Origin of the sequence: Nonomuraea wenchangensis, from assembly GCF_900111685.1 — a bacterium.
Taxonomy (GTDB): domain Bacteria; phylum Actinomycetota; class Actinomycetes; order Streptosporangiales; family Streptosporangiaceae; genus Nonomuraea; species Nonomuraea wenchangensis.
Genome location: NZ_FOHX01000010.1, coordinates 71,943 through 97,726, shown reverse-complemented (window position 1 = coordinate 97,726; position 25,784 = coordinate 71,943). Strand labels below are relative to the sequence as shown.

Here is a 25,784-nt window from a genome sequence, read left to right as displayed (position 1 = left end):
GCGCCCTAGAGATGCTTGTAGACCTGGTCGAGCCCGATGCCCTTGGCGATCATGAGCACCTGCACGTGGTAGAGGAGCTGGGAGATCTCCTCGGCCGCCCGGTCGTCCGACTCGTGCTCGGCCGCCATCCAGCTCTCGGCGGCCTCCTCGACGACCTTCTTGCCGATGGCATGGACGCCGGCGTCGAGCGCGGCCACGGTGCCCGACCCCGCGGGCCGGGTGCGGGCCTTCTCGGACAGCTCGGCGAACAGCTCTTCGAAGGTCTTCATGGTCTCTCTCGTCGTCGATGGCGTGCCTGACAAGCCTAGTCTGCGGGACGAGGTGACGCCGCCCGCCGTCCGCCACGCGAGACGCCCCCGATCGGCCCACGGCGGATCCGACGGCGGCGCGGAACCCAATGGGACTGTACACGGAGCCGTTTCCGGTTTATGAACCGGAAAAGCATTGTGCCCGGATCGGACCGGAGATTGCCAATGTCGCTGATACGGTTCAGCGGTTTATCGGGCGCGGGAGGGAGCGGGCGTGAAGAGGCCGACGATCGCCGACATCGCGCGGCGGGCCGGCGTGTCCAAGGGGGCCGTGTCGTACGCGTTGAACGGCCGCCCCGGCGTCTCGGAGGAGACGCGGGCGCGCATCAGGGCCATCGCCCAGGAGCTCGGCTGGCGACCCAACCTGGCCGCGCGCTCGCTGAGCGGCTCCCGCGCCGACGCGATCGGCCTGGTGCTCTGCCGGCCGGCCCGTTTCCTCGGCGTGGAGCCGTTCTTCATGGAGCTGGTCAGCGGCGTCGAGGACGAGCTGGCGGCCAGCTCGTGCGCGCTGATGCTGCAGGTGGTGCCGGACCGTCAGGCGGAGATCGCGGTGTACCGGCGCTGGTGGGGCGAGGGCCGGGTGGACGGCGCGATCCTGGTGGACCTGTGCGCCGCCGATCCCCGGGTGGCGGAGGTGGAGCGGCTCGGCATGCCCGCCGTGGTGGCCGGGCATCCCTCGGGCGCGGGCCCGCTGCCCGCCGTGTGGTCGGACGAGGCCGCCGTGATGGCCGAGGTGATCGGCTACCTCGCGGCGCTCGGCCACCGGCGGGTGGCCAGGGTGGCGGGGCTGCCGGCGCTGCTGCACACCCGGATCAGGGACGAGGCGTTCGCGCGGGGCTGCGCGGCGGCCGGCCTCGGCGGGCATCCGGTCGAGCACACCGACTACACCGGCGAGGAGGGCGCGCGGGCGACGAGGCTGCTGCTCAGCGCCCGGCCCCGGCCCACGGCGATCGTCTACGACAACGACATCATGGCGGTGGCGGGCCTGTCGGTCGCCCAGGAGATGGGGCTGGCCGTGCCCGCCGGGCTGTCGATCGTGGCCTGGGACGACTCCCCGCTCGCGCGGGTGGTCCGGCCGCCGCTGACGGCCGTGACCCGGGACGTCCCCGCCTACGGCGCGCACGCCGCGCGCACCCTGCTCCGGGTGATCGCCGGCGAGCTGCCGGACGGCGCCCCTGAGCCGCCCGCGCGCCTGCTGCCGAGGGGGAGCACCGCTCCGCTTTCATTGTGACGGAAAATTTCCGCTGGGGCCGTAACCGAAGGTCATCGCCGTCGCGGGAGCCGGGAACGCGCTCTCTCACAAAATCGCCTATTGTGGCTTACCCGCTTAAGTGGTGAAATCCGCTCCCACAAGAAATGGGCGCCGGCCAAGGGACCCGCAGGCACATCCGCACGTCCGCCGGCGCAAGTCCGGCGCCCATCCGACGGAGAGATCGGATGGCCCCATGCGACGAACCATGCCCATGCGACGAACCATGGCAGCGTGCAGCACGATCCTCGTGGCCGCCCTCAGCACGGCCTGCGCCACGAGCGGCCAGACCCGGACGGAGCAGGCCGACCAGAACGCCCCCATGACCCTGTCCTTCTGGTCCACCGGCGGCGACGACGAGACGGCGACCTTCCAGAAGGCCGCCGACCTCTACCACCAGAAGCACCCCAACGTGACGGTCAAGGTGCAGACCCTGTCCTGGGACGACGCCTACGCCAAACTCCTCGCCGCCGCGACCAGCCGTACGGGCCCCGACATCCTCTCCGGCGGCATGACCTGGACCATCCAGTTCGGCGCCCGCGGCGCCATGGTGGACCTGCGCAAGCACGGGATCGACGCGCTCAAGGGGCAGGCGCAGCCCGCCCAGTGGGAGTCGGCGGTCTCCCCCGACGGCTCGGTGTACGGGGTGCCGCTCGACATGTCCACCCTGGCCCTCTACTACCGCACCGACCTGCTGGACAAGGCCGGCATCGACGCCCCGCCCAAGACGTGGGAGGAGCTCGTGAAGGACATCGGCACGCTCAAGGCGGCCGGGGTGAAGAAGCCCTACAGCCAGGACTGGGGCAACCTCGACTGGATCGGCTACTTCAACTACCTCTACCAGGCCGGCGGCGCCTTCTACACCGCCGACTGCAAGCCCTCGCTCGACACCCCGCAGGCCGAGCAGGCGCTGACGTACTGGGTGGACCTCTACCGCGAGCACGGCGCCCCCACCGCCACGGTCGAGGGCTCCGACGCCCTCGACACCGGCACCGCGATGGTGGTGGCCGGCAACTGGATCGCCAAGGGCCTCGACACCAACAAGCCCAAGCTGAAGGGCAAGTGGGCGATGGCGCCGCTGCCCGCCGGGCCCGCCGGGCCGACCACGTTCATCGGCGGCCGGGCGATCGGCGTCACCTCCTACAGCAAGTACGCCCAGACCGGCGCGGACTTCGTGAAGTTCATGTACACCGACGAGGCCATCGCCGCCGTCGCCGACGAGGCCAGGAAGCGCAACATCTCCTACATCCCGCCGCGCCCCGACAAGATCGTGGGCGGCTCGACGTTCACGCCCGAGCAGGCGCAGGTCTTCGCGCAGGCGATCGGCACGGGCAAGGCCGCCCCCGGCTGCCCCGGCTGGGACGAGAGCGCCTCCGACGTCGCCAAGCAGCTCCAGTCGGCCATCCTCGGCAAGACGGACGCGAAGACCGCGCTCGCGGAGGCGGCCAAGGTCATGCAGCGCAACGCCGGTTAGGAGGCCGACAATGGCGGGTCCCGTCCCCATCGGCGGCCGGCTGCGCCGCGTCCCCGTCGACCGGCTGCGCCGCTACGGCACCTCGTACGCGATGCTGCTGCCGTTCCTCGCGCTGTTCGCGGCGTTCCTGCTCTGGCCGCTGGCCAACTCGCTCTACCTCAGCTTCACCTCGTTCGACGGGGTCAACCCGGCCGTCTTCACCGGCCTGGACAACTTCGCCGAGCTCGCCGGCGACGCCAGGTTCCGGCACGCGCTCGGCAACACCGCGCTCTACGTGGTGGCCTCGGTCGTGCTCGGCACCCTGCTGTCGCTGGGGCTGGCGCTGGCCTTCAACGGCCCGAGCTGGCCGCACCGCATCATGCGCACGCTGTTCTTCCTGCCGTCGGTGACCTCCTCCATCGCGCTCATGCTCATGTGGAAATGGGTGCTGTTCCCGAGCGAGGCCGGCCTGGCCAACACGATCGTCCACTGGCTCGGCGGCTCGACCGTGCCCTGGCTGGCCACGCCGAGCCTCACCATCCCGATCCTGGTGCTGATGTCGGTGTGGGGCGGCATGGGCTACGGCATGGTGCTGTACGTCGCCGGGCTCGGCTCCATCCCCGAGGAGTACTACGAGGCGGCCAGGATCGACGGCGCCTCGACCTGGCAGCGGTTCCGCCACATCACGCTGCCGCTGCTGCGGCCGGTCACCACGTACGTGGTGGTGACCGGGCTGATCGGGGCGTTCCAGGTGTTCGAGGCGGTCTACATCGTCTTCCGCGGCACCAACAACATCGGCGGCGTGCTCGACTCGGCGCTGATGATCGTGCCCTACCTCTACGACCAGGGGTTCACCCACTTCAAGCTGGGCTACGCCTCGGCGATCGCCTGGGTGCTGTTCCTGATCATCTTCGTGCTGAGCCTCGTCAACCTGCGCGTCGGGCGCGCGATGAAGGAGCTGTGATGGCCGTCGCCCCCATGGACCGGCTCGCCCCGGCGCGGCGGCGGGCCCGGCACGAGCAGCCGCGCGCGGGCGGCCGGGCCCGGCGGAACCGGCACCTGCTGCGCCTGCCGTTCTATCTGCTGTCACTGACGATGGTCGTGCCGTTCTACTGGCTGGTCATCACGGTGCTGAAGCCGCCGACGGAGCTGTCCAGGATCCCGCCGTCGTTCGTGCCGGAGTCGCCGTCGTTCGTGAACTTCCACGACCCCGAATGGTCGGCGGAACGGGTCAACCCGGGGCATCTGCAGGGGGTGTTCCAGCGGTTCCAGGTGGAGTTCGGGTTCTGGCGGTTCCTGTTCAACAGCGTCCTCGTCACCACGGCGATCACCGTGGGGGCGCTGCTGATCTGCTCGCTGGCGGCGTACGTGATCGCCAAGCACCGGATCAGGGGCCGCCGGGTCATCTTCCTGATGATCATCGCGTCGATGATGGTGCCCTGGCAGACGACGCTCATCCCGAACTACGTCATCATGCGCAACCTGGGCTGGCTGGACACCTACACGGCGTACATCGTGCCGGGGCTGGCCAAGGCGTTCGTGCTGTTCTTCCTCGTGCAGTTCCTGCAGTCGGTGCCGAACGAGCTCATCCAGGCGGCCCGCGTGGACGGCGCCGGGGAGTGGCGGATCTGGTGGCAGATCGTGCTGCCGCTGCTGCGGCCGGCGCTCGCCGCGATGTCGATCTTCATCGTGCTGGCCGAGTGGAACAACTTCCTGTGGCCGCTGGTGATCGTGCAGAGCGACGAGATGGCGAACCTGCCGGTCGCGCTGGCCCGGCTCAACTCGTACTTCGGGGCGCCGGACCATCAGGGCGCCATCATGGCGGGCGGGTTCATCGCCTCGGTCCCGACCATCGTGTTCTTCCTGATCTTCCAGAAGTACTTCACCCGGGGCATCGCCCTGAGCGGCCTGAAAGGCTGACCTGTCCCGGGAACGCCGCCGCCCGCCGCACCTCGGGGGTGTGGCGGGCGGTGGGTTGGTTCAGCGGGGTCGGTCAGCGCGCGGGGCGGCGGTCCGCGGAGAACGGGCGGGGGCGCTGGCCGCGGTCGTCGGAGCCGCGCCAGTCGCCGCGCGACCCGCGGTCCTGGCCGGCGCGCCCGCCACGGTCGTCGCCACGGTAGCCACGCTCGCCGCGGAAACCACCGCGCCGGTTGTCGCCCGAGAAGCCACGGTCGTTCGAGACGCCGCGGTCGCCCGAGAAGCCACGGTCACCGGAGGAGCCCCGGTCACCGTTGTAGCCACGGTCGCCCGAGAAGCCCCGGTTACTGTTGTAGCCACGGTCGCCCGAGGAGCCGCGGTCGTTCGAGAAACCACGGTCACCGGAGAAGCCGCGCTCCCCCGAGGGGCCGCGGTCGCCGTTGTAGCCGCGGGCACCGTTGGAGCCGCGGTCGTCGCGGGAGCCGCCGCGGTAGCCGTCACGGCCGCCCTCGCGGACGGGCCGGTCGCCCTCGCGGAAGCCGCGCCTCGGCTGGTAGCCGCGGTCGCGGCCCTCGCCCACGGTGCGCGACTCGTCGCCGTGCCGGCGCGGACGCCGGTCCTCGCCGCTCCCGTAGGAACGCTCGCCCCCGAAGGAACGCTCGCCGTCCTCGTGGCGGCGCGGGCGGCGCTCGCCGTCGAAGTCACGGCGCGGGCGGCGGTTGCGGCGGTCGGAGCCGCCGGCCCCGCCGCCCTCACGGCGCGGCCGCAGCGGCTTGCGCACGTCGGGCTCCCACACGGGGATGGCCTCGCCGCTCGGGATGCGGGCGCCGGTCACCTCGGCGACCCGCGGGTGCCCCGGGGCGGCCTTGAGCCGGAACGGGTGGATGCCGGCCCGGCGGGTGAGCGCGTCGGTGGAGCGCCGCTCGTTCGGCAGCACCAGCGTGACGACGGTGCCCTTCTCGCCGGCCCGCGCGGTGCGCCCGCCACGGTGCAGGTAGCTCTTGTGGTCCTGGGGCGGGTCGAGGTGCAGCACCAGCGAGATGTTGTCCACGTGGATGCCGCGCGCCGCGACGTCGGTGCAGACCAGCACGTTGACCGAGCCCTCGCGGAACTCGGCGAGGATGCGGGTGCGCTGGTTCTGGCGCTTGCCGCCGTGCAGGCCGCCGGCCTTGACGCCGACGCGGGCGAGCTGCTTGCACAGCCGGTCCACGCCGTGCTGGGTGCGCACGAAGATGATGGTGCGTCCCTCACGGTTGGCGATCTCGGCCGCCACGTCGAACTTGTCGTCGCGGGTGACCTGCATCACGTGGTGCTCCATGGTGTCGACCGGCGAGGTCGCGGGGGCCACGGAGTGCGTGATCGGGTCCTTGAGGAAGCGCTGCACCAGCTTGTCGACGTCGCCGTCGAGGGTGGCGGAGAACAGCAGCCGCTGCCCGTCGGAGGGGGTCTGCGCGAGCAGGTCGGTGACGACCGGGAAGAAGCCGAGGTCACACATGTGGTCGGCCTCGTCGAGGACGCTGACCTCCACGTCGGCGAGCGAGCACTCGCCCTGCCGGATGAGGTCGCCGAGCCGCCCGGGGGTGGCGATGACGAGGTCGACGCCGCGCCGCAGCGCCTCGATCTGCTTGCCCATGGACATGCCGCCGACGACGACCTTCATGCGCAGCCCGAGGCCGCGGCCGAGAGGTTCGAGGGCGTCGTGGACCTGGAGCGCGAGCTCACGGGTCGGTACGAGGATCATCGCGCGGGGCCGCCCGGGAACGGGCCTGACCCCGGCGAGGCGGGCCATGGTGGGCAGGCCGAAGGCGAGGGTCTTGCCGGAGCCGGTCTGGCCACGGCCGAGCACGTCGTTGCCGGCGAGCACGTCGGGGATGGTGGCGCTCTGGATCGGGAAGGGGCTCTCGATGCCCTGTCTGGCCAGTCCGGAGACGAGCGGCCTGGGCAGCCCCAGGAGCTCGAACTCGGACGGGCCCGCTTCCGGGGCGGCCGTGGAGGTCGCGCCGGAGATGCTCTCGTCGAGCGCGGGCATGACAGCGTCAAGCATGGTCACGAAAGTCGTGCCTTTCCGTCGAAGTGGCACGTCACTTCTGCGAAAGGACGAGCCAAGATGTACGGCACACGCCGTACCAGATCAGAGAAAGAGGGGGAGGATGCACCGGCGCACCGGCCGCAGGCGATGCTGAAACGCGCGATGAGGCGTCAGGTGCATCTGATCCAACGCCGGGATGGTATCGGATATTTCCCGGCCGGGTTCGGACCTTCCGAAAACCCTTATGACACGCTGAAACGGCTGACGTCGGACGCCAGCCGTGCAGCGAACAGAGGTCAGACGTTGAAGCCTAGCATACGAAGCTGCTCACGGCCCTCATCGGTGATCTTGTCCGGGCCCCATGGCGGCAGCCAGACCCAGTTGATCTTCACGTCGGAGACCATGCCGTCGAGCGCCGAGTGCGCCTGGTCCTCGATGACGTCGGTCAGCGGGCAGGCCGCGCTGGTGAGCGTCATGTCGATGGTGGCCACGGGCTTGCCGCCGCCGGCCGGGTCGAGGTTGAGGCCGTAGATCAGGCCCAGGTCGACGACGTTGATGCCCAGCTCGGGGTCGACGACGTCCTTGAGCGCCTCCATGACCTCCTCGCTGGTGATCTCACCGTCGAACTCGGTCGTCGGCGTCTCCGTTGGCTTGCTCATTGGGCGGCACTCCTCACCACTGCGTCCTTGTAGGCCATCCAGGACAGCAACGCGCACTTCACGCGGGCCGGGAACTTGGCCACGCCCGCGAAGGCGACCGCGTCGCCGAGCACGTCCTCGTCGGCCTCCACCTGCCCCCTGCCCTGCATGAGCCGGGTGAACTCGTCGACGACCGACAGCGACTCCGCGACCGACGAGCCGGTGGTCAGCTCGTGCAGCACCGAGGCGGCAGCCTGGCTGATCGAGCAGCCCTGCCCGTCGTAGGAGACGTCGAGCACCTTGTCGCCGTCCACCTTGACCCTGAGCGTGATCTCGTCGCCGCAGGTCGGGTTGACGTGATGGACCTCGGCGTCGTACGGCTCGCGCAGCCCGCGCCCCTGCGGGTGCTTGTAGTGCTCCAGGATCAGCTCCTGGTACATCGACTCGCCGATCATGGCTATGCGAACACCTTCTGGACGTGATGCAGGCCGCGAACCAGGGCGTCGATCTCGCCCGTGGTGTTGTACAGATAGAACGACGCCCGCGTGGTCGCGGGTATTCCGAACCGCAGGTGCAGCGGGCGGGCACAGTGGTGCCCGACGCGCACCGCGACGCCGAACTGGTCGTCGAGGATCTGCCCGACGTCGTGCGGGTGGATGCCCTCCATCGTGAACGACACCGTGCCGCCCCGCGCCTCCAGGGTCTCGGGGCCGATGACGCGCAGCCTCGGCACCTCGCGCAGCGCCTCCAGCGCGTAGCGGGTCAGCTCGCGCTCGTGCGCCTCGATCGCCTCCAGGCCGACTCCGGTGAGGTAGTCGACGGCGGCGCCGAGACCGATGGCCTCGACGATCGGCGGCGTGCCGGCCTCGAACTTGTGCGGGGCCGGGGCGTAGGTCGAGCGGTCCATCCAGACCGCCTCGATCATCTCACCGCCGCCGAGGAACGGCGGCATGGCGTCGAGCAGCTCGGCCCGCGCCCACAGCACGCCGATGCCGGACGGGCCGACCATCTTGTGGCCGGTGAAGGCCACGAAGTCGGCGTCCAGCGCGGCGACGTCCACCGGGTGGTGCGGCACGGACTGGGACGCGTCCAGCAGGATGAGCGCCCCCACCTCGTGGGCCCGCCTGGCCAGCTCGACCACCGGGTTGACGGTGCCGAGCACGTTGGACTGGTGGGCCACCGAGACGATCTTCGTCCGCTCGGTGATCACGCCGTCGGCCAGGTCGAGCCGGCCCTCGTCGGTGACGCCGAACCACTTCAGCGTGGCGCCGGTGCGCTGCGCGAGCAGCTGCCACGGCACGATGTTGGAGTGGTGCTCCATCTCGGTGACGACGATCTCGTCGCCGGGCCCGAGGGTGAAGCGGGGGTCGGTGTTGACGGGGTTGCCGAAGGAGTAGGCGACGAGGTTGAGCGCCTCGGAGGCGTTCTTGGTGAAGACCACCTCGTCGCGCGACGCGCCGACGAAGCCCGCGACCTTGTCACGGGCGCCCTCGTACGCCTCCGTGGACTCCGCGCCGAGCACGTGCATGGCCCGCCCCACATTGCTGTAGTGCAGGGCCAGGTGCTCGCGCATGGTCTCGATGACCAGGTTGGGCTTCTGCGAGGAGTTGCCCGAGTCGAGGTAGACGAGCGGTCGCCCGTCGGGCAGCTCGCGGGAGAAGACCGGGAAGTCCTTCCTGATCCGCTCCACGTCCAAGCTGGTGGAAGTCATGCAGATGCCTTCGTGTACTGCTCGTAGCCCTCGGCCTCGAGCTTGTCGGCCAGCTCCGGCCCGCCCGCCTCGACGATGCGCCCGCCGGCGAAGACGTGCACGAAGTCGGGCTTCACGTAGCGCAGGATGCGGGTGTAGTGCGTGATCAGCAGCACACCGGTGTCGCCGGTCGCGCGGAAGCGGTTGATGCCCTCGGACACCACGCGCAGCGCGTCCACGTCGAGGCCGGAGTCGGTCTCGTCGAGGACGGCGATCTTCGGGTTGAGCAGCTCCATCTGGAGGATCTCGTGGCGCTTCTTCTCGCCGCCGGAGAAACCCTCGTTGAGGTTGCGCTGGGCGAAGGCGGGGTCGATGGACAGCGCGTCCATGCCGTTCTTCAGGTCCTTGGCGAACTCGCGCAGCTTGGGCGCCTCGCCGCGGACGGCGGTGACGGCCGAGCGCAGGAAGTTCGAGACCGACACGCCGGGGACCTCGACGGGGTACTGCATGGCGAGGAACAGCCCCGCGCGGGCGCGTTCGTCGACCGACAGCTCCAGCAGGTCGACGCCGTCGAGCAGGACCCGCCCGCCGGTGACGGTGTACTTGGGGTGGCCGGCGATCGCGTAGGCCAGCGTCGACTTGCCCGAGCCGTTGGGGCCCATGATGGCGTGCGTCTGGCCGGAGTTCACCGTGAGGTTGACGCCGCGCAGGATTTCCTTGTCCTCGACGGCGACGTGCAGGTCGCGGATCTCAAGGGTGGACATGGTTGCTTATGACTCCTTCGAGAGCGAGACGAGGACGTCATCGCCGTCGATCTTGACTGTGTAGACGTTCACGGGCTTGATGGCGGGCGGGCCGGTCGGCTTGCCGGTGTGCACGTCGAAGCACGAGCCGTGCAGCCAGCACTCCAGCGTGTCGTCGTAGACCTCGCCCTCGCTGAGCTTGACCTCGGCGTGTGAGCAGACGTCGTGCAGGGCGAAGACCTGCTCGCCCTTGCGCACCAGCGCCACCGGGGTCTCCCCCACCTCGACGCCGATCACTCCCCCGTCGGGGATGTCGGCGAGCGCGCACACCTTCTCGAAGCTGCCGGCGTCGCTCATCGGGCGAGCTCCGCCTCGACGGCGCTCATGACGCGCTCGCGCAGCTCCTCGACATGGATCTTCTCGATGAGCTGGCCGAGGAAGCCCCGCACGACCAGGCGGCGCGCCTCGTCGTGGGGGATGCCGCGGGCCTGGAGGTAGAAGATGTGCTCGTCGTCGAGGCGGCCGGAGGCGGAGGCGTGCCCCGCGCCGGCGACCTCACCGGTGAGGATCTCCAGGTTGGGCACCGAGTCGGCGCGGGCGCCGTCGGTGAGGATGAGGTTGCGGTTGAGCTCGTAGGTGTCGGTGCCCTCGGCCTCGACCCTGATGATCACGTCGCCGATCCAGACGGCGTGCGCCCGGTCGCCCTGCAGCGCGCCGCGGTAGTCGACGTTGCTCTTGCAGTGAGGCTGGGAGTGGTCGACCAGCAGGCGGTGCTCCAGGTGCTGTCCGGCGTCCACGAAGTAGACGCCCGACAGGTCGGCGTCGCCGCCCGGCGCGGTGTAGGCCACGCTGGGCGACAGCCGCACCAGGTCGCCGCCGAGCGTCACCACGAAGCTGCGGAAGGTCGCGTCCTTGGCGAGCTGGGCGTGGTGGTGCGAGACGTGGACGGCGTCGTCGTCCCAGTCCTGGAGGCTGACGACCTTGAGGTTGGCGCCCTCGCCGACGACGAACTCGATGTTGTCGGCGTAGACGGCGCTGCCCTTGTGGTCGAGCACGACCACGGCCTCGGCCAGCGGCTCCACCTTGACCACGAGGTGGCCGTAGGCGGCGCCGTCGCCCTCACCGGTGAGGGTGAGCACGGTCGGCTTGGAGGCGACGGCCTCGCGCGGCACCGTGATGACGGTGGCCTTCTCGAAGCTGTTCCACGCCTGGGCGCTGACCCGGTCGGTGGGCGTGAACGACTTGCCGACGCGGGCGTCGTCACGGCCGACCGTCTCGACGGTGACCTCGGGGGCGGCGTCGACGTCCAGACGGACGTGACCCGCCGCCTCGGCCTTGCCGTTGTGCAGGCCCTTCAGCCGCGTGAGCGGCGTGAACCGCCAGGCCTCCTCGCGACCGGTCGGGACGTCGAAGTCGCCCAGGTCGTAGGACGACTTCTCGTGCAGGGTCGACAGGGGCTTCTCGTTCAGGCCCATCAGCCGACGGCTCCTTCCATCTGCAGCTCGATCAGCCGGTTGAGCTCGAGCGCGTACTCCATGGGCAGCTCACGCGCGATCGGCTCCACGAAGCCGCGCACGATCATCGCCATCGCCTCGTCCTCGTCGAGCCCGCGGCTCATGAGGTAGAACAGCTGGTCCTCGCTGACCTTGGAGACCGTGGCCTCGTGGCCCATCGAGACGTCGTCCTCGCGGACGTCGACGTAGGGGTAGGTGTCGGAGCGGCTGATCTGGTCGACCAGCAGGGCGTCGCACTTGACGGTGCTGGCGCTGCCGTGGGCGCCCTCCTCGATCTGCACCAGACCGCGGTAGGAGGTGCGGCCGCCGCCGCGCGCCACCGACTTGGAGATGACGCTGGAGCTGGTGTTGGGCGCCAGGTGCACCATCTTGGAGCCGGCGTCCTGGTGCTGGCCCTCGCCGGCGAAGGCGACGCTCAGGGTCTCGCCCTTGGCGTGCTCGCCCATGAGGTAGACGGCGGGGTACTTCATCGTGACCTTGGAGCCGATGTTGCCGTCGATCCACTCCATGGTGGCACCCTCGTAGGCGACGGCGCGCTTGGTGACCAGGTTGTAGACGTTGTTGGACCAGTTTTGGATGGTCGTGTAACGGCAGCGGGCGTTCTTCTTCACGATGATCTCGACGACGGCGCTGTGCAGCGAGTCGCTGGAGTAGATCGGCGCGGTGCAGCCCTCGACGTAGTGCACGTAGCTGTTCTCGTCGACGATGATGAGCGTGCGCTCGAACTGGCCCATGTTCTCGGTGTTGATCCGGAAGTAGGCCTGCAGCGGGATCTCGACCTCGACGTTCGGCGGCACGTAGATGAACGAGCCGCCGGACCACACGGAGGTGTTGAGCGCGGCGAACTTGTTGTCGCCGACCGGGATCACCGAGCCGAAGTACTCCTTGAAGAGCTCCTCGTGCTCCTTCAGGCCCGTGTCGGTGTCGACGAAGATGACGCCCTTCTCCTCAAGGTCCTCACGGATCTTGTGGTAGACGACCTCGGACTCGTACTGGGCGGCGACGCCGGCGATGAGGCGCTGCTTCTCGGCCTCGGGGATGCCGAGCTTGTCGTAGGTGCTCTTGATGTCGGCGGGCAGCTCGTCCCAGGACGTGGCCTGCTTCTCCGTCGAGCGCACGAAGTACTTGATGTTGTCGAAGTCGATGTCCGTGAGGTCGGCGCCCCAGGTGGGCAACGGCTTCTTGCCGAAGAGCCGGAGACCCTTGAGGCGCAGGTCGAGCATCCACTCCGGCTCGTTCTTCAGCGCGGAGATCTCGCGGACGACCTCTTCGGACAGGCCGCGCCTGGCCGTCGCCCCGGCGATGTCAGGGTCGGCCCAGCCGAACTTGTAATTCCCGAGGCCTTCCAGCTCCGGGCGGTCGGTGACAGTCACCTTCCGGTCTCCTTGCTCTTATCGTGAGGACTCTTGTCCCTGTGTGCGGATTCGCCCAGCGTCTGCGGGCTCACGTGCGTCGTGCAGACCCCGTCGCCGTGCGCGATCGTGGCCAGGCGCTGCACCGGTGTGCCGAGGAGCTGCGCGAACGCCTCCGTCTCGGCCTCGCAGAGTTGAGGGAACTCCGCTGCCGCGTGGGCCACCGGGCAGTGATGCTGGCAGAGCTGGTCGCCGCCGGACTTGGCCTTGCTGGCCGAGGCGGCGTAACCCTCCGCCGACAGCGCCTGCGCCAGCACCTGTACGCGCTGCTCGGCCGGCACCGTCCGCATGGCCGGCTCCAGCCGCTTGAGCAGGCCGGAGACCTGCGAGCGGGCGAAGTCGGCCACAGCGTCCTGCCCCATGCGCTCGGCCAGGTAGCGCAGCGCGCTGCCGGCCAGGTCGTCATAGGCGTGCTCGAAGGCACTGCGCCCCGCGTCGGTGATGGCGAACAGCTTGGCCGGTCGCCCCCGCCCGCGCTGCCCGCGCGGGCGCACCGTGCGGGGCTCGATCATCCCGTCGGCCAGCAGGGCGTCGAGGTGACGCCGGACGGCCGCGGGTGTGAGCCCGAGCCGCTCGCCGAGGGCGGCGGCCGCGACGGGACCATGCTCAAGGATCAGCCGGGCGACGCGGGCACGGGTGCCGCGTTCGCTTCCGGGCTCGATCGTGGGCATGTTTTTCACAACATCAGTGTGCCGTAAATCCTTCCCGGCTCACAAATGGATCGCGGCAGCTCGGCAATGGAATTTGTCACGCAGGGTAGCCTTACCTAACTCCTGCTCGGCACCCGCGTACGGCCCAGGACGCCGAACGCCAGGGTGGCACAGACGATGAGCCCGAGCATCACGGAGGCCATCGGCACGGCGGTGCCCGCGCCGACGACGCCGACCAGCGGCGCCGAGACCGCGCCCAGCGCGAACTGCAGCACGCCCATCAGCGCCGACGCGCTGCCGGCCACCTGGGCGGGCTGCGAGCCCAGCGCCAGCGCGCTGGTGCCGGGCAGCGTCAGGCCCTGGCCGAGCATGATGACGACCAGGCCCGCCACGATGCCCCACAGACCGAGCCCGGTGAGCGCGGCCGTCATGAGCAGGGCGGCGCCGGCCAGGCTGGTGGCCAGGCCCGCCACCACGAGGGCCGCCGGGGGCACCCGCCCCGACAGCCGGCCGCCGACCTGGGCCATGACGGTGAGGGCGAGGGCGTTGAGCCCGAAGATGAGGGAGTACTGCGTCGGGGTGGCGCCGTAGACCTCCTGCAGCACGAACGGCGAGCCGGAGATGTAGCCGAACATCGCGGCGAAGGCCAGGCCGCCGGTGAGCGCGTACCCCATGAACGAGCGGTCGCGCAGCAGGTGCCAGAACGTGCGGACCGTGTGCCCGAGCCCGCCGCTCTCGCGGCTGCCGGCCGGCAGCGTCTCGCGCACCCCGGCGAGCACCGCGATCAGCAGCACGACGCCGGCCAGGCTGAGCGCTATGAAGACGCCCCGCCAGGAGGTGAACGCCAGCAGCTGCGCCCCGGCGATCGGGGCGAGGATCGGCGCCAGGCCGCTGACCAGCATGAGCGTGGCGAAGATGCGGGCGATGGCGGCGCCCTCGTACAGGTCGCGCACCACGGCGCGCACGATGACCAGGGCCGCGCCGCCGAGCATGCCCTGCAGCAGGCGGAAGGCGATGAGCATCGGCACCGACTGCGCGAACGCGCACAGCAGCGAGGCGACCATGAACCCGGCCACGCCCACGATCAGCGGCATCCGCCGCCCGCGCACGTCGCTGAGCGGGCCGGCGATGACCTGCCCGACCGACACGCCGATGAGGCAGGAGGTGAGCGTGAGCTGGACCTGGGCGGGGCCGCTCAGCATCTCGGAGGTGATGGCGGGCAGCGCCGGGAGGTACATGTCGATGGAGAGCGGCCCGATGGCCGAGAGCGCGCCGAGAAGCACCAGGAGCAGCGCCCGCCGCTCCTTCCGCTCGGCTCTGACGGCGGTGGACGTGGCTGCGGCCACGGACATGCAATCCCCTCTCCTCGCGAACCAGGTGGCCCACGAGGGCCGAGGTAGGGAAACCGCTGTCCGGTCCTCCTAATTCCCGGTTATCAGATATTTCCCTATCTTTCCATAGGAGCCCACGCCCACGGACTCACCTGAGGCCCGGACCGCCCCGCGCAGTCCTTAGACTCGTCGTCATGGAATCCCCAGCCGTCGAGATCCTCGACCTGGTCAAACGTTACGGCGCCGGCGTCGCGCTCGACGGGCTCGCCCTGCGCGCCGAGCGTGGCGCGGTCACGGCCGTCCTCGGCCCCAACGGCGCGGGCAAGACGACCACGGTCGAGATCTGCGAGGGGTTCCGCACCGCCGACGCGGGCACCGTGCGGGTGCTGGGGCTGACCCCCGAGCGGCCCGAGCTGCGCGCCCGGGTCGGGGTCATGCTGCAGTCCGGCGGGGTGCCGCCGGCGGTGCGCTGCGGCGAGTGGCTGCGCCTGGTCGCGCGTTTCCACGCCCGGCCACTCGACCCCGGCGCGCTGCTGGGGCGGCTCGGGCTCGCCGGGCACGCCCGCACCCCCTTCCGCCGCATGTCGGGCGGGCAGCAGCAGCGGCTGTCGCTGGCCGCCGCCGTCATCGGCCGCCCCGAGCTGGTCTTCCTCGACGAGCCGACCGCCGGGCTCGACCCGCAGGCGAGGCACGCCTGCTGGGAGCTGGTGGGCGAGCTGCGCTCGGCCGGGGTCTCGGTGGTGCTCACCACGCACCACATGGACGAGGCCGAACGCCTGGCCGACCACGTGGTGATCATCGACAAGGGACGGGTGGTGGCCGAGGGCACGCCCGCCTCGCTCACCGGGGCCGAGCGGCAGCTCAGGTTCCGGGCGCGGCCGGGGCTGACGCTGGAGGAGCTGCTCAACGCGCTCCCTTCGGGCAGCGCGGCCAAGGAGTCGCCGGCCGGCCACTACATCATCGAGGGCCGGGTCGGCCCCGAGCTGCTGGCCACCGTCACCGCCTGGTGCGCGGCCGAGGGCGTCACGGCCGACGACCTGCGCATCGAGCGGCGCACCCTTGAGGACGTCTTCCTGGAGCTGACCGGCAGGGAGCTGCGTTGAGCACGTACGAGCGGGTCACGGGCACGCTGGACCTCACCCCCGCGCCGGGCGCGGCGCCGTTCCCGCGCATGGTGCTGGCGCAGGCCGGCGCGGAGCTGCGCGCCACCCTGCGCAACGGCGAGCAGCTCCTGCTCACCCTGATCATCCCGGTGCTGCTGCTGGTGGGCTTCTCGCTGGCCCCGCTGATCGACCTGGGCGGCGCGCGGCGGGTCGACTTCCTGGTCCCCGGCGTGCTGGCCCTCGCAGTGATGTCCACGGCCTTCACCGGGCAGGCCATCGCGACCGGCTTCGAGCGCCGCTACGGCGTGCTCAAGCGGCTCGGCGCGACCCCGCTGTCGCGGTCCGGGCTCATGCTGGCCAAGACCGTGGCGGTGCTGGCCGTGGAGGTCATCCAGGCGGCGGTGATCGTGGGCGTCGGGCTGGCGCTGGGCTGGCGGCCGCAGGGGTCGTTCCTGGCCGCGGCGCTGCTGATCGTGGCCGGCACGGCGGCCTTCAGCGGGCTCGGCCTGCTCATGGCGGGCACGCTGCGCGCGGAGGCGACGCTGGCCGCCGCCAACCTCGTCTACCTGGTGCTGCTCGGGGCCGGCGGGGTGGTCTTCCCGCTGGCGAAGTTCCCCGAGAGCCTGCGGCCGGCGCTGGAGGTGCTGCCGATCTCGGCGCTGACCGGCGGGCTGCGCGCGGTGCTCGCCGAGGGGGCGGCGCTGCCGCTGGCCCCCCTGGGCGTGCTGGCGGCCTGGGCGGTGCTGTCGCTGGGGCTGGTGTCGCGGACGTTCCGCTGGGAGTGAGCCCGGCGACAGACGGCCGCTGGGAATGAGCCTGGGGGCCGTCAGCCCGCGCGTACGGCGCCGTAGCGGCGGCGGGTGAGCGCGGCCACGGCGGCCAGCGGCGCCGCCGCGGCGGCGGCCAGCCCGAACAGCAGCGGATAGCGGCCCGCCTCGGCCAGCGGCCCGGCCGCCCACGAGGAGAGGGCGCTGCCGACGAAGAGCGCGGCGGCGAAGAACGCGATCGTGGTGCCCCTGGCCTGCGGCACGACCGACGTCGCCCACGTCTGCAGCGACGAGTGCAGGAACGACCAGCCGCCGCCGAGCAGCAGCGCGGTGACGGCCACGGTGACGAGGTTGACCCGGGCCGCGGCCAGCGCGAAGCCCGCGACGAGCTGCGCCCCGCCCACCGTCATCAGCAGCGGCGCGGGCCAGCGTCCCGACAGCCGCTTGACCAGCTTCGCCTGCACCCAGAGCCCGAGCCCGTACGCGGTGATGCCGAGCCCGGCGAGGGCGGCGGCGACGCCGGAGTGCTCCAGAGCCGGGGCGAGGAACGGCATCACGCCCAGCATGATCGCGCCCTCGGCGAAGGCGAGCGCGAAGACCAGCAGCGCCCAGCGCTGCCCGAGCACCATGCCGAGGAAGCGCCGCATCGCGGCGGGGGCGCCGTCGCGGGGCGGCTCGGGCAGCGAGCGCAGGGCCAGCGCGCAGACCAGGGCGCAGGCGGCGGGCACGGTGAAGGCGGCCCGCCAGCTCACCAGCCCGGCGAGCGCGCCGCCGAGCCCGGTGGCGAGGGCGGTGCCGAGCGCGGTCGCGCTCATGAGGTCGGTGAGCGCGCGCTGCCGGAGCGCGGGCCGTACGGTGTCGCCCACGTACGTGAGCCCGGTCGGGATCACCGCGCCGAAGCAGGCGCCGGTCACCACCCGGGCGGCCACCAGCGCCCAGAGCGCGGGCATGAGCGCCGAGACCAGCCCGGCCACGGCCGCGCCCACCAGCGCGCCGCGCATGATCCGCACCCGCCCGAACCGGTCCGACAGCACGCCCCAGAGCGGCTGGGTGAGTCCGTAGGCCAGGAAGTAGCCGCTGGCCGCGGTGACCGACGCCGACAGCGGCACGCCGAGGTCGGTGGCGATCACGACGAGCATGGGGCTGACGGCGAAGCGGTCGAAGCTGCTGACGAACGAGGCGGCGGACACGCCCAGTGGAGGAGCGGCGAGGCCGGCGGGGGCGGGGGTGGGGGTCGCGTCCATGGCGTACCACTTTAAACGTGCCCCTAAATGCGGAAATGTCGCGGACCCCAAGTAGGCTCTACCGGTCCGTTCCCCTTCATCCCGCCTTCCCGTGAGGAGCCGGCTCCGTGACCGCCTTCGCCCTGGACGACCCGATCGAGCGCGGCTCCGGCCTGCCGCGGCCGGGTAACCTGCTGCGCGCGGCGGCCGACTCGATCCCGCCGTCCTCGCTGGTGCTGCTCGCGATCATCTCGGTGCAGCTCGGCGCGGGCCTGGCGAAGGAGCTGTTCGCGGTGCTGCCGCCGAGCGCGGTGGTGTTCCTGCGCATCGCGGCCGGCGCGGTCATCATGGGTGCCTTCGTCCGGCCGAGGCTGAAGGGGCTGACCTGGCGCGACTGGGCGGTCGGCGTCGGGTTCGGCCTGACGCTGGCGCTGATGAACCTGTCGTTCTACGAGGCGCTGGCGCGGCTGCCGATGGGCATCGCCGTGGCGATCGAGTTCCTGGGGCCGCTGGGGGTGGCCGTCGCGGCGTCGCGGCGGCGGATCGACCTGCTGTGGGTGACCCTGGCGGCCACCGGGGTGGCGCTGCTCGCGCCCTGGGGCGACTCGGCCGCGGCGAGCTGGGCCGGCATCGGCTTCGCGCTGGTGGCGGGGGCCTGCTGGGCGGGCTACATCCTGCTGTCGGCGGCGGCCGGGCGGCGGTTCCCCGGGACGAGCGGGCTGGCGTTCGCGATGATCGTGTCGGCTGTGGTGATCGCCCCGGTCGGGGTCACGACCGGCGGGGCCGAGCTGCTGCAGCCGCACCTGCTGCTCATCGGGCTGGGCGTGGGGCTGCTGTCGTCGGTGATCCCGTACTCGCTGGAGCTGAAGGCGCTGCGGCGTATGCCGCCGCAGGTGTTCGGCATCCTGATGAGCCTGGAGCCGGCCGTGGCGGCGCTGATCGGCGTGCTGCTGCTGGGCGAGGTCCTGGACGCGCAGCACTGGGTGGCGATCGTGTGCGTGGTCGCCGCCAGCCTGGGCTCGGCCAGGCGCGGCAAGGCGTAGGAGAGACCCGCGGGAAAAGGGTCCGCCGCGCGCCGCGGGACGGGAACTCGCGGGCGCGCGGCGGAGGGCTCGGCGTCTATGGGCGGGGTTGTGCCGAGCCCGAGGAAGGCCAGCGGAGGGCGGGATTCCGCGTGACCGAGCTTGTGGGGTGCCGCCCTGCTCCTCGCGACGGGGAGCGCGGCCGGTCGGGCCGCGGGGGCGGGTGTGTGGGTGGTGCGGGCGGGCCCGGATGTGTGTCTTCCGGCGGGCCCGCAATGAGATTACCTCGCGCGGGGAATGTCCGATCCCCGAATGTGCAAACTCGTGCGCGGGATCGTCAGGAGCCGGCGTGGGCGGCCCAGATGCCGCGGACGTGGCCGATGTGCTCGTCCATGAGCCGGGCCACGGCCTCGCCGTCGCCGCCGGCGAGGGCGTCGAGCAGCGCCAGGTGCTCGCGGGCGGAGTCGCCGAGCGCGTCGCGCTCGGAGAGCTGGGACAGGCCGTAGAGCCGGGCCCGGTTGCGCAGGTCGCGTACGACGGACACCAGGCGCGCGTTGCCCGACAGCGCCAGCAGCTCGACGTGGAAGCGCAGGTCGGCGTCGACGTAGGCGAGCAGGTCACCGGCCTCGCCGGCGACGACGATCTCCTCGGCGATCGGCCGCAGCCGCTCGAACGCGGCGGCCTCCATGGTGCCGGCCAGCCTGGCCACCGTCGGCACCTCGATGAGACGGCGCAGTTCGGTCAGCTCGTCGAGGTCGCGGTCGGACAGCTCGGTCACCCGGAAGCCCTTGTTGCGGACCGCCTCGACCAGGCCCTCCTTGGCCAGGTCGAGCATCGCCTCGCGGACGGGGGTGGCCGAGACGCCGAACTGGGCGGCCAGCACCGGGGCGGAGTAGACCACGCCGGGCCGCATCTCGCCGGCGATCAGCGCGGCGCGCAACGCCTGCGCCACCTGCTCGCGCAGGCTCTGTCGCTCCCCCACCGCCGGCAGGTCGAGCCGGTCTGCGGCAGCCATCCGCCCTCCCTGTCTACGCTCCCTCGCCGGTTTCGCCGCCCGCCCACGCCTCGTAGGCGGCGGCGGCCACCACGAGGTCCTCCCACGCCATGCCGGTGCTCTTGAACACCCGCGGCCCGGTGCCCACCGGCACCGCGCCCGCGACCAGCTCGGCGAGGTCGCCCGCGAGATGACCAGAGGTGATCGTACCGTGGCGGATCGGAACGATGACATCGCCGGCCTCCTCCAGCGCCGCCGTGCGCGCCTCGACGACCACGGTGGCGCGGGCGACGAGGTCGCCGTCCAGCTCGCGGGCGTCGGGCTCGTGGGAGCCGACGGCGACGACGGTGACGCCGTCGCGGGCGAGCTTACCGGGGAACAGCGGTTCCCTGGCGGTCGTGCAGCAGGCGATCAGGTCCGCCTCCGCCACGGCCGCCGCGACGGCGGCGCTCTCCTCCTGGCCGTGGGCGCGGGCGGGCAGGCCGGCGGCCCGGCAGCGCTCGGCCAGGGCGGCGGCGCGGGCGGGGTCGCGGCCCACGACCGTGACCCCGGTGACCGGGCGGACCTCGCGCAGGGCGAGGACGTGCCCCCATGCCTGCGGCCCGCTGCCGAAGACGAGGAGCCGGCCGCCCTCCGGCCGGGCCAGGTGGCGGACGGCCAGGGCGGAGACCGCCGGGGTGCGCAGCGAGGTGAGCGCGATGCCGTCCAGGGCGGCCAGCGGGGCCAGGGTGGCGCCGTCGAGCAGCAGATATGTCCCCTGGATCCGGGGCAGCCCCCGCTCCGGGTTGGCGGGCGCGATGGAGACGGCCTTGACGCCGACGTAGCGGGCGGTGGCCGCGGGCATGAGCAGGAGCTGTCCGGCGGGCACGGTCACCACGGGCCGCTGCGGGGTGTCCTCCGGGTCGAGCCCGGCGCGCAGGGCGTCCTCCAGGACCCGTACGGCCCGGCCCATCGGCACCAGCCGCTCGACCGTGGCGGCGTCAAGGTAGGGCAGATCAGTCATCGCAGCACGAACCCCGTTCCGACCGGGTCCTCGGGATCCAGCTCGAAGACGTGCCGCCCGGTCCGGTACGCCATCCCCTCGATCTCCGGCACGATCCCCTCGGCGACGACCTCGGCCACCCGCGCCACGAACGAGCTGCCGACGACGCTGTGGTGCACCAGCGTGCCGCGCAGCCCGTCGTCGTGCAGCAGCGCCAGCCGGGCGGCGGTGCCTGAGCCGCAGGGCGAGCGGTCCACCTCGCCGTCGGCGAAGACGGTGACGTTGCGCTGGTGCGCCGCCCCGTCCGCGTCCGGCAGCACGTCGTGGAAGATCACGCCGTAGACGCCGGACAGCCGCTCGTCGCGGGGGTGCCGGGTGGCCGGGTGCCCGGCCAGCGCGGCCTTGATCCGCCGGGCGTGCCCGATGAGCGCGGTCAGGTGCCGGGGCTCCACGGACAGGCCCACGGCGGCGGCCGGCAGCGAGGCGTAGATCGCGCCTCCGTAGGCCAGGTCCACCTGGACGCCGTCCGCCGGGACGTCCCGCGCGAGCACGTACGACGGCACGTTCACGAACGTGACCCCGCGCACCCGCCCGCCGGAGGTGCGCACCCGGGCGGTGACCCGCCCGGAGGGCACGTCGATCACCACGTCGGTCACGCCGTCCCGCGGTGCCGCCACCAGGCCCTCGTGCACGGCGTACGCGCCGAGCGCGATCGTGCCGTGGCCGCAGGCGGTGGAGAACCCGTCCTTGTGCCAGAACAGCGCCCCGAGGTGCGCACCGGGGTCGTCCGGCGGGACCAGGAAGCAGCCGTACATGTCGGCGTGGCCGCGCGGCTCGTGGCAGAGCAGCCGGCGCAGGTCGTCGGCCTTCTCCATGGCGGCGATCCGGCGGGCGGGCACGTCCTCGCCGGGGAGGTCGGGCCCGCCGCCGGTGACGATGCGGAACGGCTCGCCGCCGGTGTGGTAGTCGACGGTGGTGATCACAGCTGGAAGCCCTCCGGGAAGGGGTCGCGCGGGTCGAGGAAGTATTGGGCGGTGCCGGTGACCCAGGCGCGGCCGGTGATCGACGGCAGGACGGCGGGCGCGCCGCCCACGGTGCTCTCCTCCAGCAGCCGCCCGACGAAGCGGGTGCCGATGAAGGACTCGTTGACGAAGTCCTGCTCCAGGGGCAGCTCGCCGCGGGCGTGCAGCTGGGCCATGCGGGCGCTGGTGCCGGTGCCGCACGGGGAGCGGTCGAACCAGCCGGGGTGGATGGCCATGGCGTGCCTGGAGTGGCGGGCGTCGGAGCCGGGGGCGGCGAAGTAGACGTGGTGGCAGCCGTGGATGCGCGGGTCCTCGCGGTGCACGGGCCGGTCGGCGGCGTTGATGGCCTCCATGGTGGCCAGGCCGGCGGCGATGATCTCGTTCTTGGCCTTGCGGTCGAAGGGCAGGCCGTAGGCGTCGAGATCGACGATGGCGTAGAAGTTGCCGCCGTAGGCGAGGTCGTACGGGATCTCGCCGAAGCCCGGCACGGTGACGACGGCGCCCAGCCGGTCGCAGTAGGAGGGCACGTTGCGCAGGGTCACCGACACGGCCATGCCGTCCTCGACGGCCACGTCCACCTCGACCAGCCCGGCGGGGACCTCCAGGCGGACGGTGGTGACCGGCTCGGTCACCTCGACCATGCCGGTCTCGACCAGGACGGTCGCCACGCCGATGGTGCCGTGGCCGCACATCGGCAGCAGCCCCGACACCTCGATGAACAGCACGCCGAAGTCGGCGTCCGGCCGGGTGGGCGGCTGGAGGATGGCGCCGCTCATCGCGGCGTGGCCGCGGGGCTCGTTCATGAGCAGCTTGCGGATGTGGTCGAGGTGGTCGCGGAAGTGGACCCGCCGCTCGGCCATGGTGGCGCCGGGGATCACGCCGACGCCGCCGGTGATGACGCGGGTCGGCATGCCCTCGGTGTGCGAGTCGACGGCGTGGAAGACGCGCGTGGTTCTCATGCCGGAATCCTCACCTCAGCCCTTCCGCGAGCACCTTCTCGGTGACGGCCCGGACGGCCGCCTCCTGCTCGCCGGTCAGCGGCTGCCGGGGCTGGCGGCAGGGGCCGCCGCGCCGGCCGGCCAGGTCCATGGACAGCTTGATCGCCTGGACGAACTCGGTCTTGGAGTCCCAGCGCAGCAGCGGGTGCAGCGTCCGGTACAGCGGCAGCGCGGTGGCGAGGTCGCCCGCGACGGCGGCCCGGTAGAGGGCGGAGGTGGCGGCGGGCAGGGCGTTGGGGTAGCCGGCCACCCAGCCGGTCGCGCCGGCCAGGGCCAGCTCCAGCAGCACGTCGTCGGCGCCGATCAGCAGGTCCAGGCCGGGGGCCAGCTCGGCCAGCTCGTACGCCCGCCGCACGTCCCCGGTGAACTCCTTGACCGCCACGATCAGGCCCTCCTCGTGCAGCCGGGCCAGCAGCGCGGGGGTGAGGTCGACCTTGGTGTCGTAGGGGTTGTTGTAGGCCACGACCGGAAGCCCGGCCGCGGCCACCTCGCGGTAGTGGGCGAGGACGGCCCGCTCGTCGGCGCGGTAGGCGTTGGGGGGCAGCAGGAGCACCGAGCCGCAGCCGGCCTCGCGGGCCTGCTCGGCCCAGCGGCGGGACTCGGCGGCGCCGTACGCGCCGGCTCCGGCCATGACGTTGGCGCCGCCGACGGCGGCGACCGCGGTCTCGACGACCGCGGCGCGCTCCTCGGCGGTGAGCGTCTGGTACTCGCCGAGCGAGCCGTTGACCACGACGCCGTCGCAGCCGTTGTCGACGAGCCAGCGGCAGTGGTCGGCGTAGCCGTCGAGGTCGACGGACAGGTCGTCGCGCAGGGGCAGCGCGGTGGCGACCATGACGCCGCGCCAGGGCTTGCGTTCCGCCAGGGCCATCAGGGATTCCTCCAGGAGTGGGGGGACCGCTTACGGCTGTAATATGTCACATACTTTCGAGGCTGAGAAGCCCCCTTGCCGGTTCGGGGACCGGTCGCCACGGCCCGTACCATCGGTGACGTGAAGCTCTCCACTGACCACCCCAACCCTCTCGTGCGCGGATTGGCCTCGTTCTGGGCCCCGACCCCACGGTCGATGCGCGCCTGGGCGCTGGCCTCGGTGGTGGCCAACGCGGGCATCACGGTGACCGGCGCCGGCGTGCGCGTCACCGCCTCGGGGCTCGGCTGCCCCACCTGGCCCCAGTGCACACCCGACAGCTTCGTGCCGGTGGCGCACCCCGAGGTGTCGATGCTCAACATGCTCGTCGAGTTCGGCAACCGGCTGCTGACCTTCCTGGTGCTGGCCGTGGGCGCGGCTTGCGTGCTCGCGGCCTGGCGGCTCCTGCCGCGCCGCCGGGCGCTGATGCGGCTGGCCCTGCTGCAGCCGGTCGGCGTGCTGGCCCAGGCGCTGTGGGGCGGCCTGGTGGTGCGCACCGCGCTCAACCCGTTCACGGTGGGCATGCACTACCTGCTGTCCACCGGACTCATCGCGGCCTGCTGGCTGCTGTACGCCCGCGCGGGCGAGGGCGACGGCCCGGTCCGATCGGTGGTCCACCGGGACCTGCGCGTCCTCGGTCACGTGCTGCTGGCCGCGGCGTTCGTGCTGCTGGTGGTCGGCGTGGTGGTGAGCGGCACGGGGCCGCACTCGGGCGACGAGATCGCCTCCCGGTTCGACCTCGACATCGAGGCCGTGGCGAGGTTCCACGCCGACGTGGCCTACATCGTGGTGGGGCTGACGTTCGCGCTGCTGCTCGGGCTGCGCGTGTCGGGGGCGCCCCTGGCGGCCAGGCGGGCTGCCCTCGCGCTGCTCGTGGTCGAGCTGTCGCAGGGCGTGATCGGCTACACCCAGTACTTCCTGGCGGTGCCCGCCGCGCTGGTGCTGCTGCACGTGCTCGGCTCGACCCTGGTGTGGATCGCCGCGCTGCGGGTGGTCACCTCGCTGCGTTCCCGCGAGCCGCTGCCCGCCGCTCCGGCCGGCCCCTCCCCCACCGAAGTGGCCGCCACTGTGTGATCGGTTATGCCAGGGTGTGTGGTGAGATGTCCGCCACTCCCCCGGCCCGGAAGGGGTGCGATATGTGGGGAAAGGTGCACCCCTCCCGGAAGACGCTGCGGCGCGCGTACCACGGGCTGGTGCTGCTGAGCGTGCTCGCGCTCGCGCCCATGACCTGGGCCTGGCTGAGCAGCTCGGGCCACCGCGTCATGGCCGAGGGCGCGGGCTGGACCGCCCGCGTGCCACCGGCGGAGGCGGCGCTGGTGCTCGGCGCCGGCCTGTACGCCGGGCGGCCCTCGCCGATGCTGGCCCGCCGCCTCGACATCGCCGCCGAGCTCTACCACGCAGGCAAGGTGCGCGCTCTGCTGCTGTCCGGCGACAACAGCCGTAAGGAGTACGACGAGCCCACCGCGATGCGCGACTACCTGCGCGCCGAGGGCGTGCCGGACGCGGCGATGGTGCTGGACTACGCCGGCTTCGACACCTGGGACTCGTGCGTACGGGCCAGGCAGGTCTTCGGCGCCCGCAGCGTCACCGTCGTCACGCAGGAGTTCCACGTGCCGCGCGCCGTGACGCTGTGCCGCACGGCCGGGCTGGAGGCGTTCGGGGCGGGCGACGACTCCTCCCGCCGCTGGGCCGGCACCACCTACGTGTACGCCGCCCGCGAGCTGTTCGCCACGGCCAAGGCGTTCGCCGACGCGAAGGTCCTCGACGCCGACCCGGTGTTCCCCGGCCCGCGGGAGACCTCGCTCGCCCGCGCGCTCACCGCGCCCCGCCCCTGA

26 protein-coding genes are annotated in these 25,784 nt (G+C 72.1%); 9 read left to right on the top strand and 17 right to left on the bottom strand.

The annotated features are described in order from the left end of the window. Positions 1–5: 5 nt before the first annotated feature. The gene (locus BMW85_RS28400) at positions 6–269 is read right to left on the bottom strand and encodes a phosphoribosyl-ATP diphosphatase (RefSeq protein WP_020547470.1); all 264 of its coding nucleotides are present in this window, start codon (positions 267–269) and stop codon (positions 6–8) included. A gap of 253 nt (positions 270–522) precedes the next feature. Here BMW85_RS28400 and BMW85_RS28395 point away from each other — a divergent pair, with 253 nt between their 5' ends. The 4 genes from BMW85_RS28395 (at position 523) to BMW85_RS28380 (ending at position 4,930) form a co-directional block, all read left to right on the top strand. Beyond that, positions 523–1,539, top strand: coding sequence for a LacI family DNA-binding transcriptional regulator (locus BMW85_RS28395; RefSeq protein ID WP_091087332.1), 1,017 nt, complete (start codon positions 523–525; stop codon positions 1,537–1,539). Positions 1,540–1,783: 244 nt separating this feature from the next. Continuing rightward, a complete protein-coding gene (locus BMW85_RS28390) occupies positions 1,784–3,031 on the top strand; it encodes an extracellular solute-binding protein (RefSeq protein ID WP_177240926.1) in 1,248 nt (415 codons plus the stop codon). A 10-nt stretch (positions 3,032–3,041) separates the two neighbouring features. After that, on the top strand, positions 3,042–3,974 hold the full coding sequence (locus tag BMW85_RS28385) for a carbohydrate ABC transporter permease (RefSeq protein WP_091087327.1): 933 nt from the start codon (positions 3,042–3,044) through the stop codon (positions 3,972–3,974). Then, a complete protein-coding gene (locus tag BMW85_RS28380) occupies positions 3,974–4,930 on the top strand; it encodes a carbohydrate ABC transporter permease (RefSeq protein WP_091087325.1) in 957 nt (318 codons plus the stop codon). Before BMW85_RS28385 ends, BMW85_RS28380 begins: the two co-directional genes overlap by 1 nt. Positions 4,931–5,003: 73 nt before the next feature. Here BMW85_RS28380 and BMW85_RS28375 read toward each other — a convergent pair whose 3' ends face one another. The 10 genes from BMW85_RS28375 to BMW85_RS28330 form a co-directional block, all read right to left on the bottom strand. Then, a complete protein-coding gene (locus BMW85_RS28375) occupies positions 5,004–6,971 on the bottom strand; it encodes a DEAD/DEAH box helicase (RefSeq protein ID WP_245775119.1) in 1,968 nt (655 codons plus the stop codon). A gap of 281 nt (positions 6,972–7,252) precedes the next feature. Continuing rightward, a complete protein-coding gene (locus BMW85_RS28370) occupies positions 7,253–7,615 on the bottom strand; it encodes a metal-sulfur cluster assembly factor (RefSeq protein ID WP_091087320.1) in 363 nt (120 codons plus the stop codon). Beyond that, the gene (gene sufU / locus BMW85_RS28365) at positions 7,612–8,049 is read right to left on the bottom strand and encodes a Fe-S cluster assembly sulfur transfer protein SufU (protein WP_091087317.1); all 438 of its coding nucleotides are present in this window, start codon (positions 8,047–8,049) and stop codon (positions 7,612–7,614) included. The genes BMW85_RS28370 and sufU overlap by 4 nt, the downstream gene beginning before the upstream one ends. A 2-nt stretch (positions 8,050–8,051) precedes the next feature. Next, positions 8,052–9,305: a cysteine desulfurase gene (locus BMW85_RS28360; RefSeq protein WP_091087315.1), complete on the bottom strand. Its 1,254-nt coding sequence runs from the start codon at positions 9,303–9,305 to the stop codon at positions 8,052–8,054. After that, positions 9,302–10,048, bottom strand: a complete 747-nt coding sequence (gene sufC, locus BMW85_RS28355) for a Fe-S cluster assembly ATPase SufC (protein WP_091087313.1) — start codon at positions 10,046–10,048, stop codon at positions 9,302–9,304. The genes BMW85_RS28360 and sufC overlap by 4 nt, the downstream gene beginning before the upstream one ends. Positions 10,049–10,054: 6 nt before the next feature. Then, positions 10,055–10,384: a non-heme iron oxygenase ferredoxin subunit gene (locus BMW85_RS28350; RefSeq protein ID WP_091087311.1), complete on the bottom strand. Its 330-nt coding sequence runs from the start codon at positions 10,382–10,384 to the stop codon at positions 10,055–10,057. Further along, on the bottom strand, positions 10,381–11,502 hold the full coding sequence (gene sufD, locus BMW85_RS28345) for a Fe-S cluster assembly protein SufD (protein ID WP_091087309.1): 1,122 nt from the start codon (positions 11,500–11,502) through the stop codon (positions 10,381–10,383). The genes BMW85_RS28350 and sufD overlap by 4 nt, the downstream gene beginning before the upstream one ends. Continuing rightward, positions 11,502–12,914 carry a Fe-S cluster assembly protein SufB gene (gene sufB, locus BMW85_RS28340; RefSeq protein WP_091087307.1) on the bottom strand — a complete coding sequence of 471 codons (1,413 nt, stop codon included), beginning with the start codon at positions 12,912–12,914 and terminating at the stop codon, positions 11,502–11,504. The genes sufD and sufB overlap by 1 nt, the downstream gene beginning before the upstream one ends. After that, the gene (locus BMW85_RS28335) at positions 12,911–13,624 is read right to left on the bottom strand and encodes a helix-turn-helix transcriptional regulator (RefSeq protein ID WP_091087305.1); all 714 of its coding nucleotides are present in this window, start codon (positions 13,622–13,624) and stop codon (positions 12,911–12,913) included. The genes sufB and BMW85_RS28335 overlap by 4 nt, the downstream gene beginning before the upstream one ends. Positions 13,625–13,719: 95 nt before the next feature. Next, a complete protein-coding gene (locus BMW85_RS28330) occupies positions 13,720–14,955 on the bottom strand; it encodes a multidrug effflux MFS transporter (protein ID WP_091087303.1) in 1,236 nt (411 codons plus the stop codon). Between the two features lie 173 nt (positions 14,956–15,128). Here BMW85_RS28330 and BMW85_RS28325 point away from each other — a divergent pair, with 173 nt between their 5' ends. Continuing rightward, entirely contained in the window at positions 15,129–16,037 is a 909-nt protein-coding gene (locus tag BMW85_RS28325; protein WP_091087300.1) for an ABC transporter ATP-binding protein, read from the top strand. Beyond that, on the top strand, positions 16,034–16,822 hold the full coding sequence (locus BMW85_RS28320) for an ABC transporter permease (RefSeq protein ID WP_091087299.1): 789 nt from the start codon (positions 16,034–16,036) through the stop codon (positions 16,820–16,822). Before BMW85_RS28325 ends, BMW85_RS28320 begins: the two co-directional genes overlap by 4 nt. 41 nt (positions 16,823–16,863) lie before the next feature. On the opposite strand, the gene BMW85_RS28315 is transcribed toward BMW85_RS28320, so the two are convergent. Continuing rightward, on the bottom strand, positions 16,864–18,048 hold the full coding sequence (locus BMW85_RS28315; protein ID WP_091087296.1) for an MFS transporter: 1,185 nt from the start codon (positions 18,046–18,048) through the stop codon (positions 16,864–16,866). A 107-nt stretch (positions 18,049–18,155) separates the two neighbouring features. Here BMW85_RS28315 and BMW85_RS28310 point away from each other — a divergent pair, with 107 nt between their 5' ends. Then, positions 18,156–19,070, top strand: coding sequence for an EamA family transporter (locus BMW85_RS28310; protein WP_177240925.1), 915 nt, complete (start codon positions 18,156–18,158; stop codon positions 19,068–19,070). Between the two features lie 316 nt (positions 19,071–19,386). Here the strand turns inward: BMW85_RS28310 and BMW85_RS28305 are convergent, their stop codons facing one another. The 5 genes from BMW85_RS28305 to BMW85_RS28285 are packed head-to-tail and all read right to left on the bottom strand — an operon-like array spanning position 19,387 to position 23,913. Further along, entirely contained in the window at positions 19,387–20,064 is a 678-nt protein-coding gene (locus tag BMW85_RS28305) for a GntR family transcriptional regulator (protein WP_091087293.1), read from the bottom strand. A 13-nt stretch (positions 20,065–20,077) separates the two neighbouring features. Continuing rightward, positions 20,078–21,046: an ornithine cyclodeaminase family protein gene (locus BMW85_RS28300; RefSeq protein WP_091087290.1), complete on the bottom strand. Its 969-nt coding sequence runs from the start codon at positions 21,044–21,046 to the stop codon at positions 20,078–20,080. Continuing rightward, a complete protein-coding gene (locus BMW85_RS28295; protein ID WP_091087288.1) occupies positions 21,043–22,008 on the bottom strand; it encodes a proline racemase family protein in 966 nt (321 codons plus the stop codon). Before BMW85_RS28295 ends, BMW85_RS28300 begins: the two co-directional genes overlap by 4 nt. Beyond that, positions 22,005–23,006, bottom strand: a complete 1,002-nt coding sequence (locus BMW85_RS28290) for a proline racemase family protein (RefSeq protein ID WP_091087286.1) — start codon at positions 23,004–23,006, stop codon at positions 22,005–22,007. Before BMW85_RS28290 ends, BMW85_RS28295 begins: the two co-directional genes overlap by 4 nt. Positions 23,007–23,016: 10 nt before the next feature. Further along, complete coding sequence (locus BMW85_RS28285) at positions 23,017–23,913, bottom strand: dihydrodipicolinate synthase family protein (RefSeq protein ID WP_091087284.1); 897 nt, start codon at positions 23,911–23,913, stop codon at positions 23,017–23,019. Positions 23,914–24,033: 120 nt separating this feature from the next. Between BMW85_RS28285 and BMW85_RS28280 the strand changes: the two genes are divergently transcribed. Further along, positions 24,034–25,023, top strand: coding sequence for a COX15/CtaA family protein (locus tag BMW85_RS28280; protein WP_091087768.1), 990 nt, complete (start codon positions 24,034–24,036; stop codon positions 25,021–25,023). Positions 25,024–25,097: 74 nt separating this feature from the next. Further along, positions 25,098–25,784, top strand: a complete 687-nt coding sequence (locus BMW85_RS28275; protein ID WP_091087765.1) for a SanA/YdcF family protein — start codon at positions 25,098–25,100, stop codon at positions 25,782–25,784.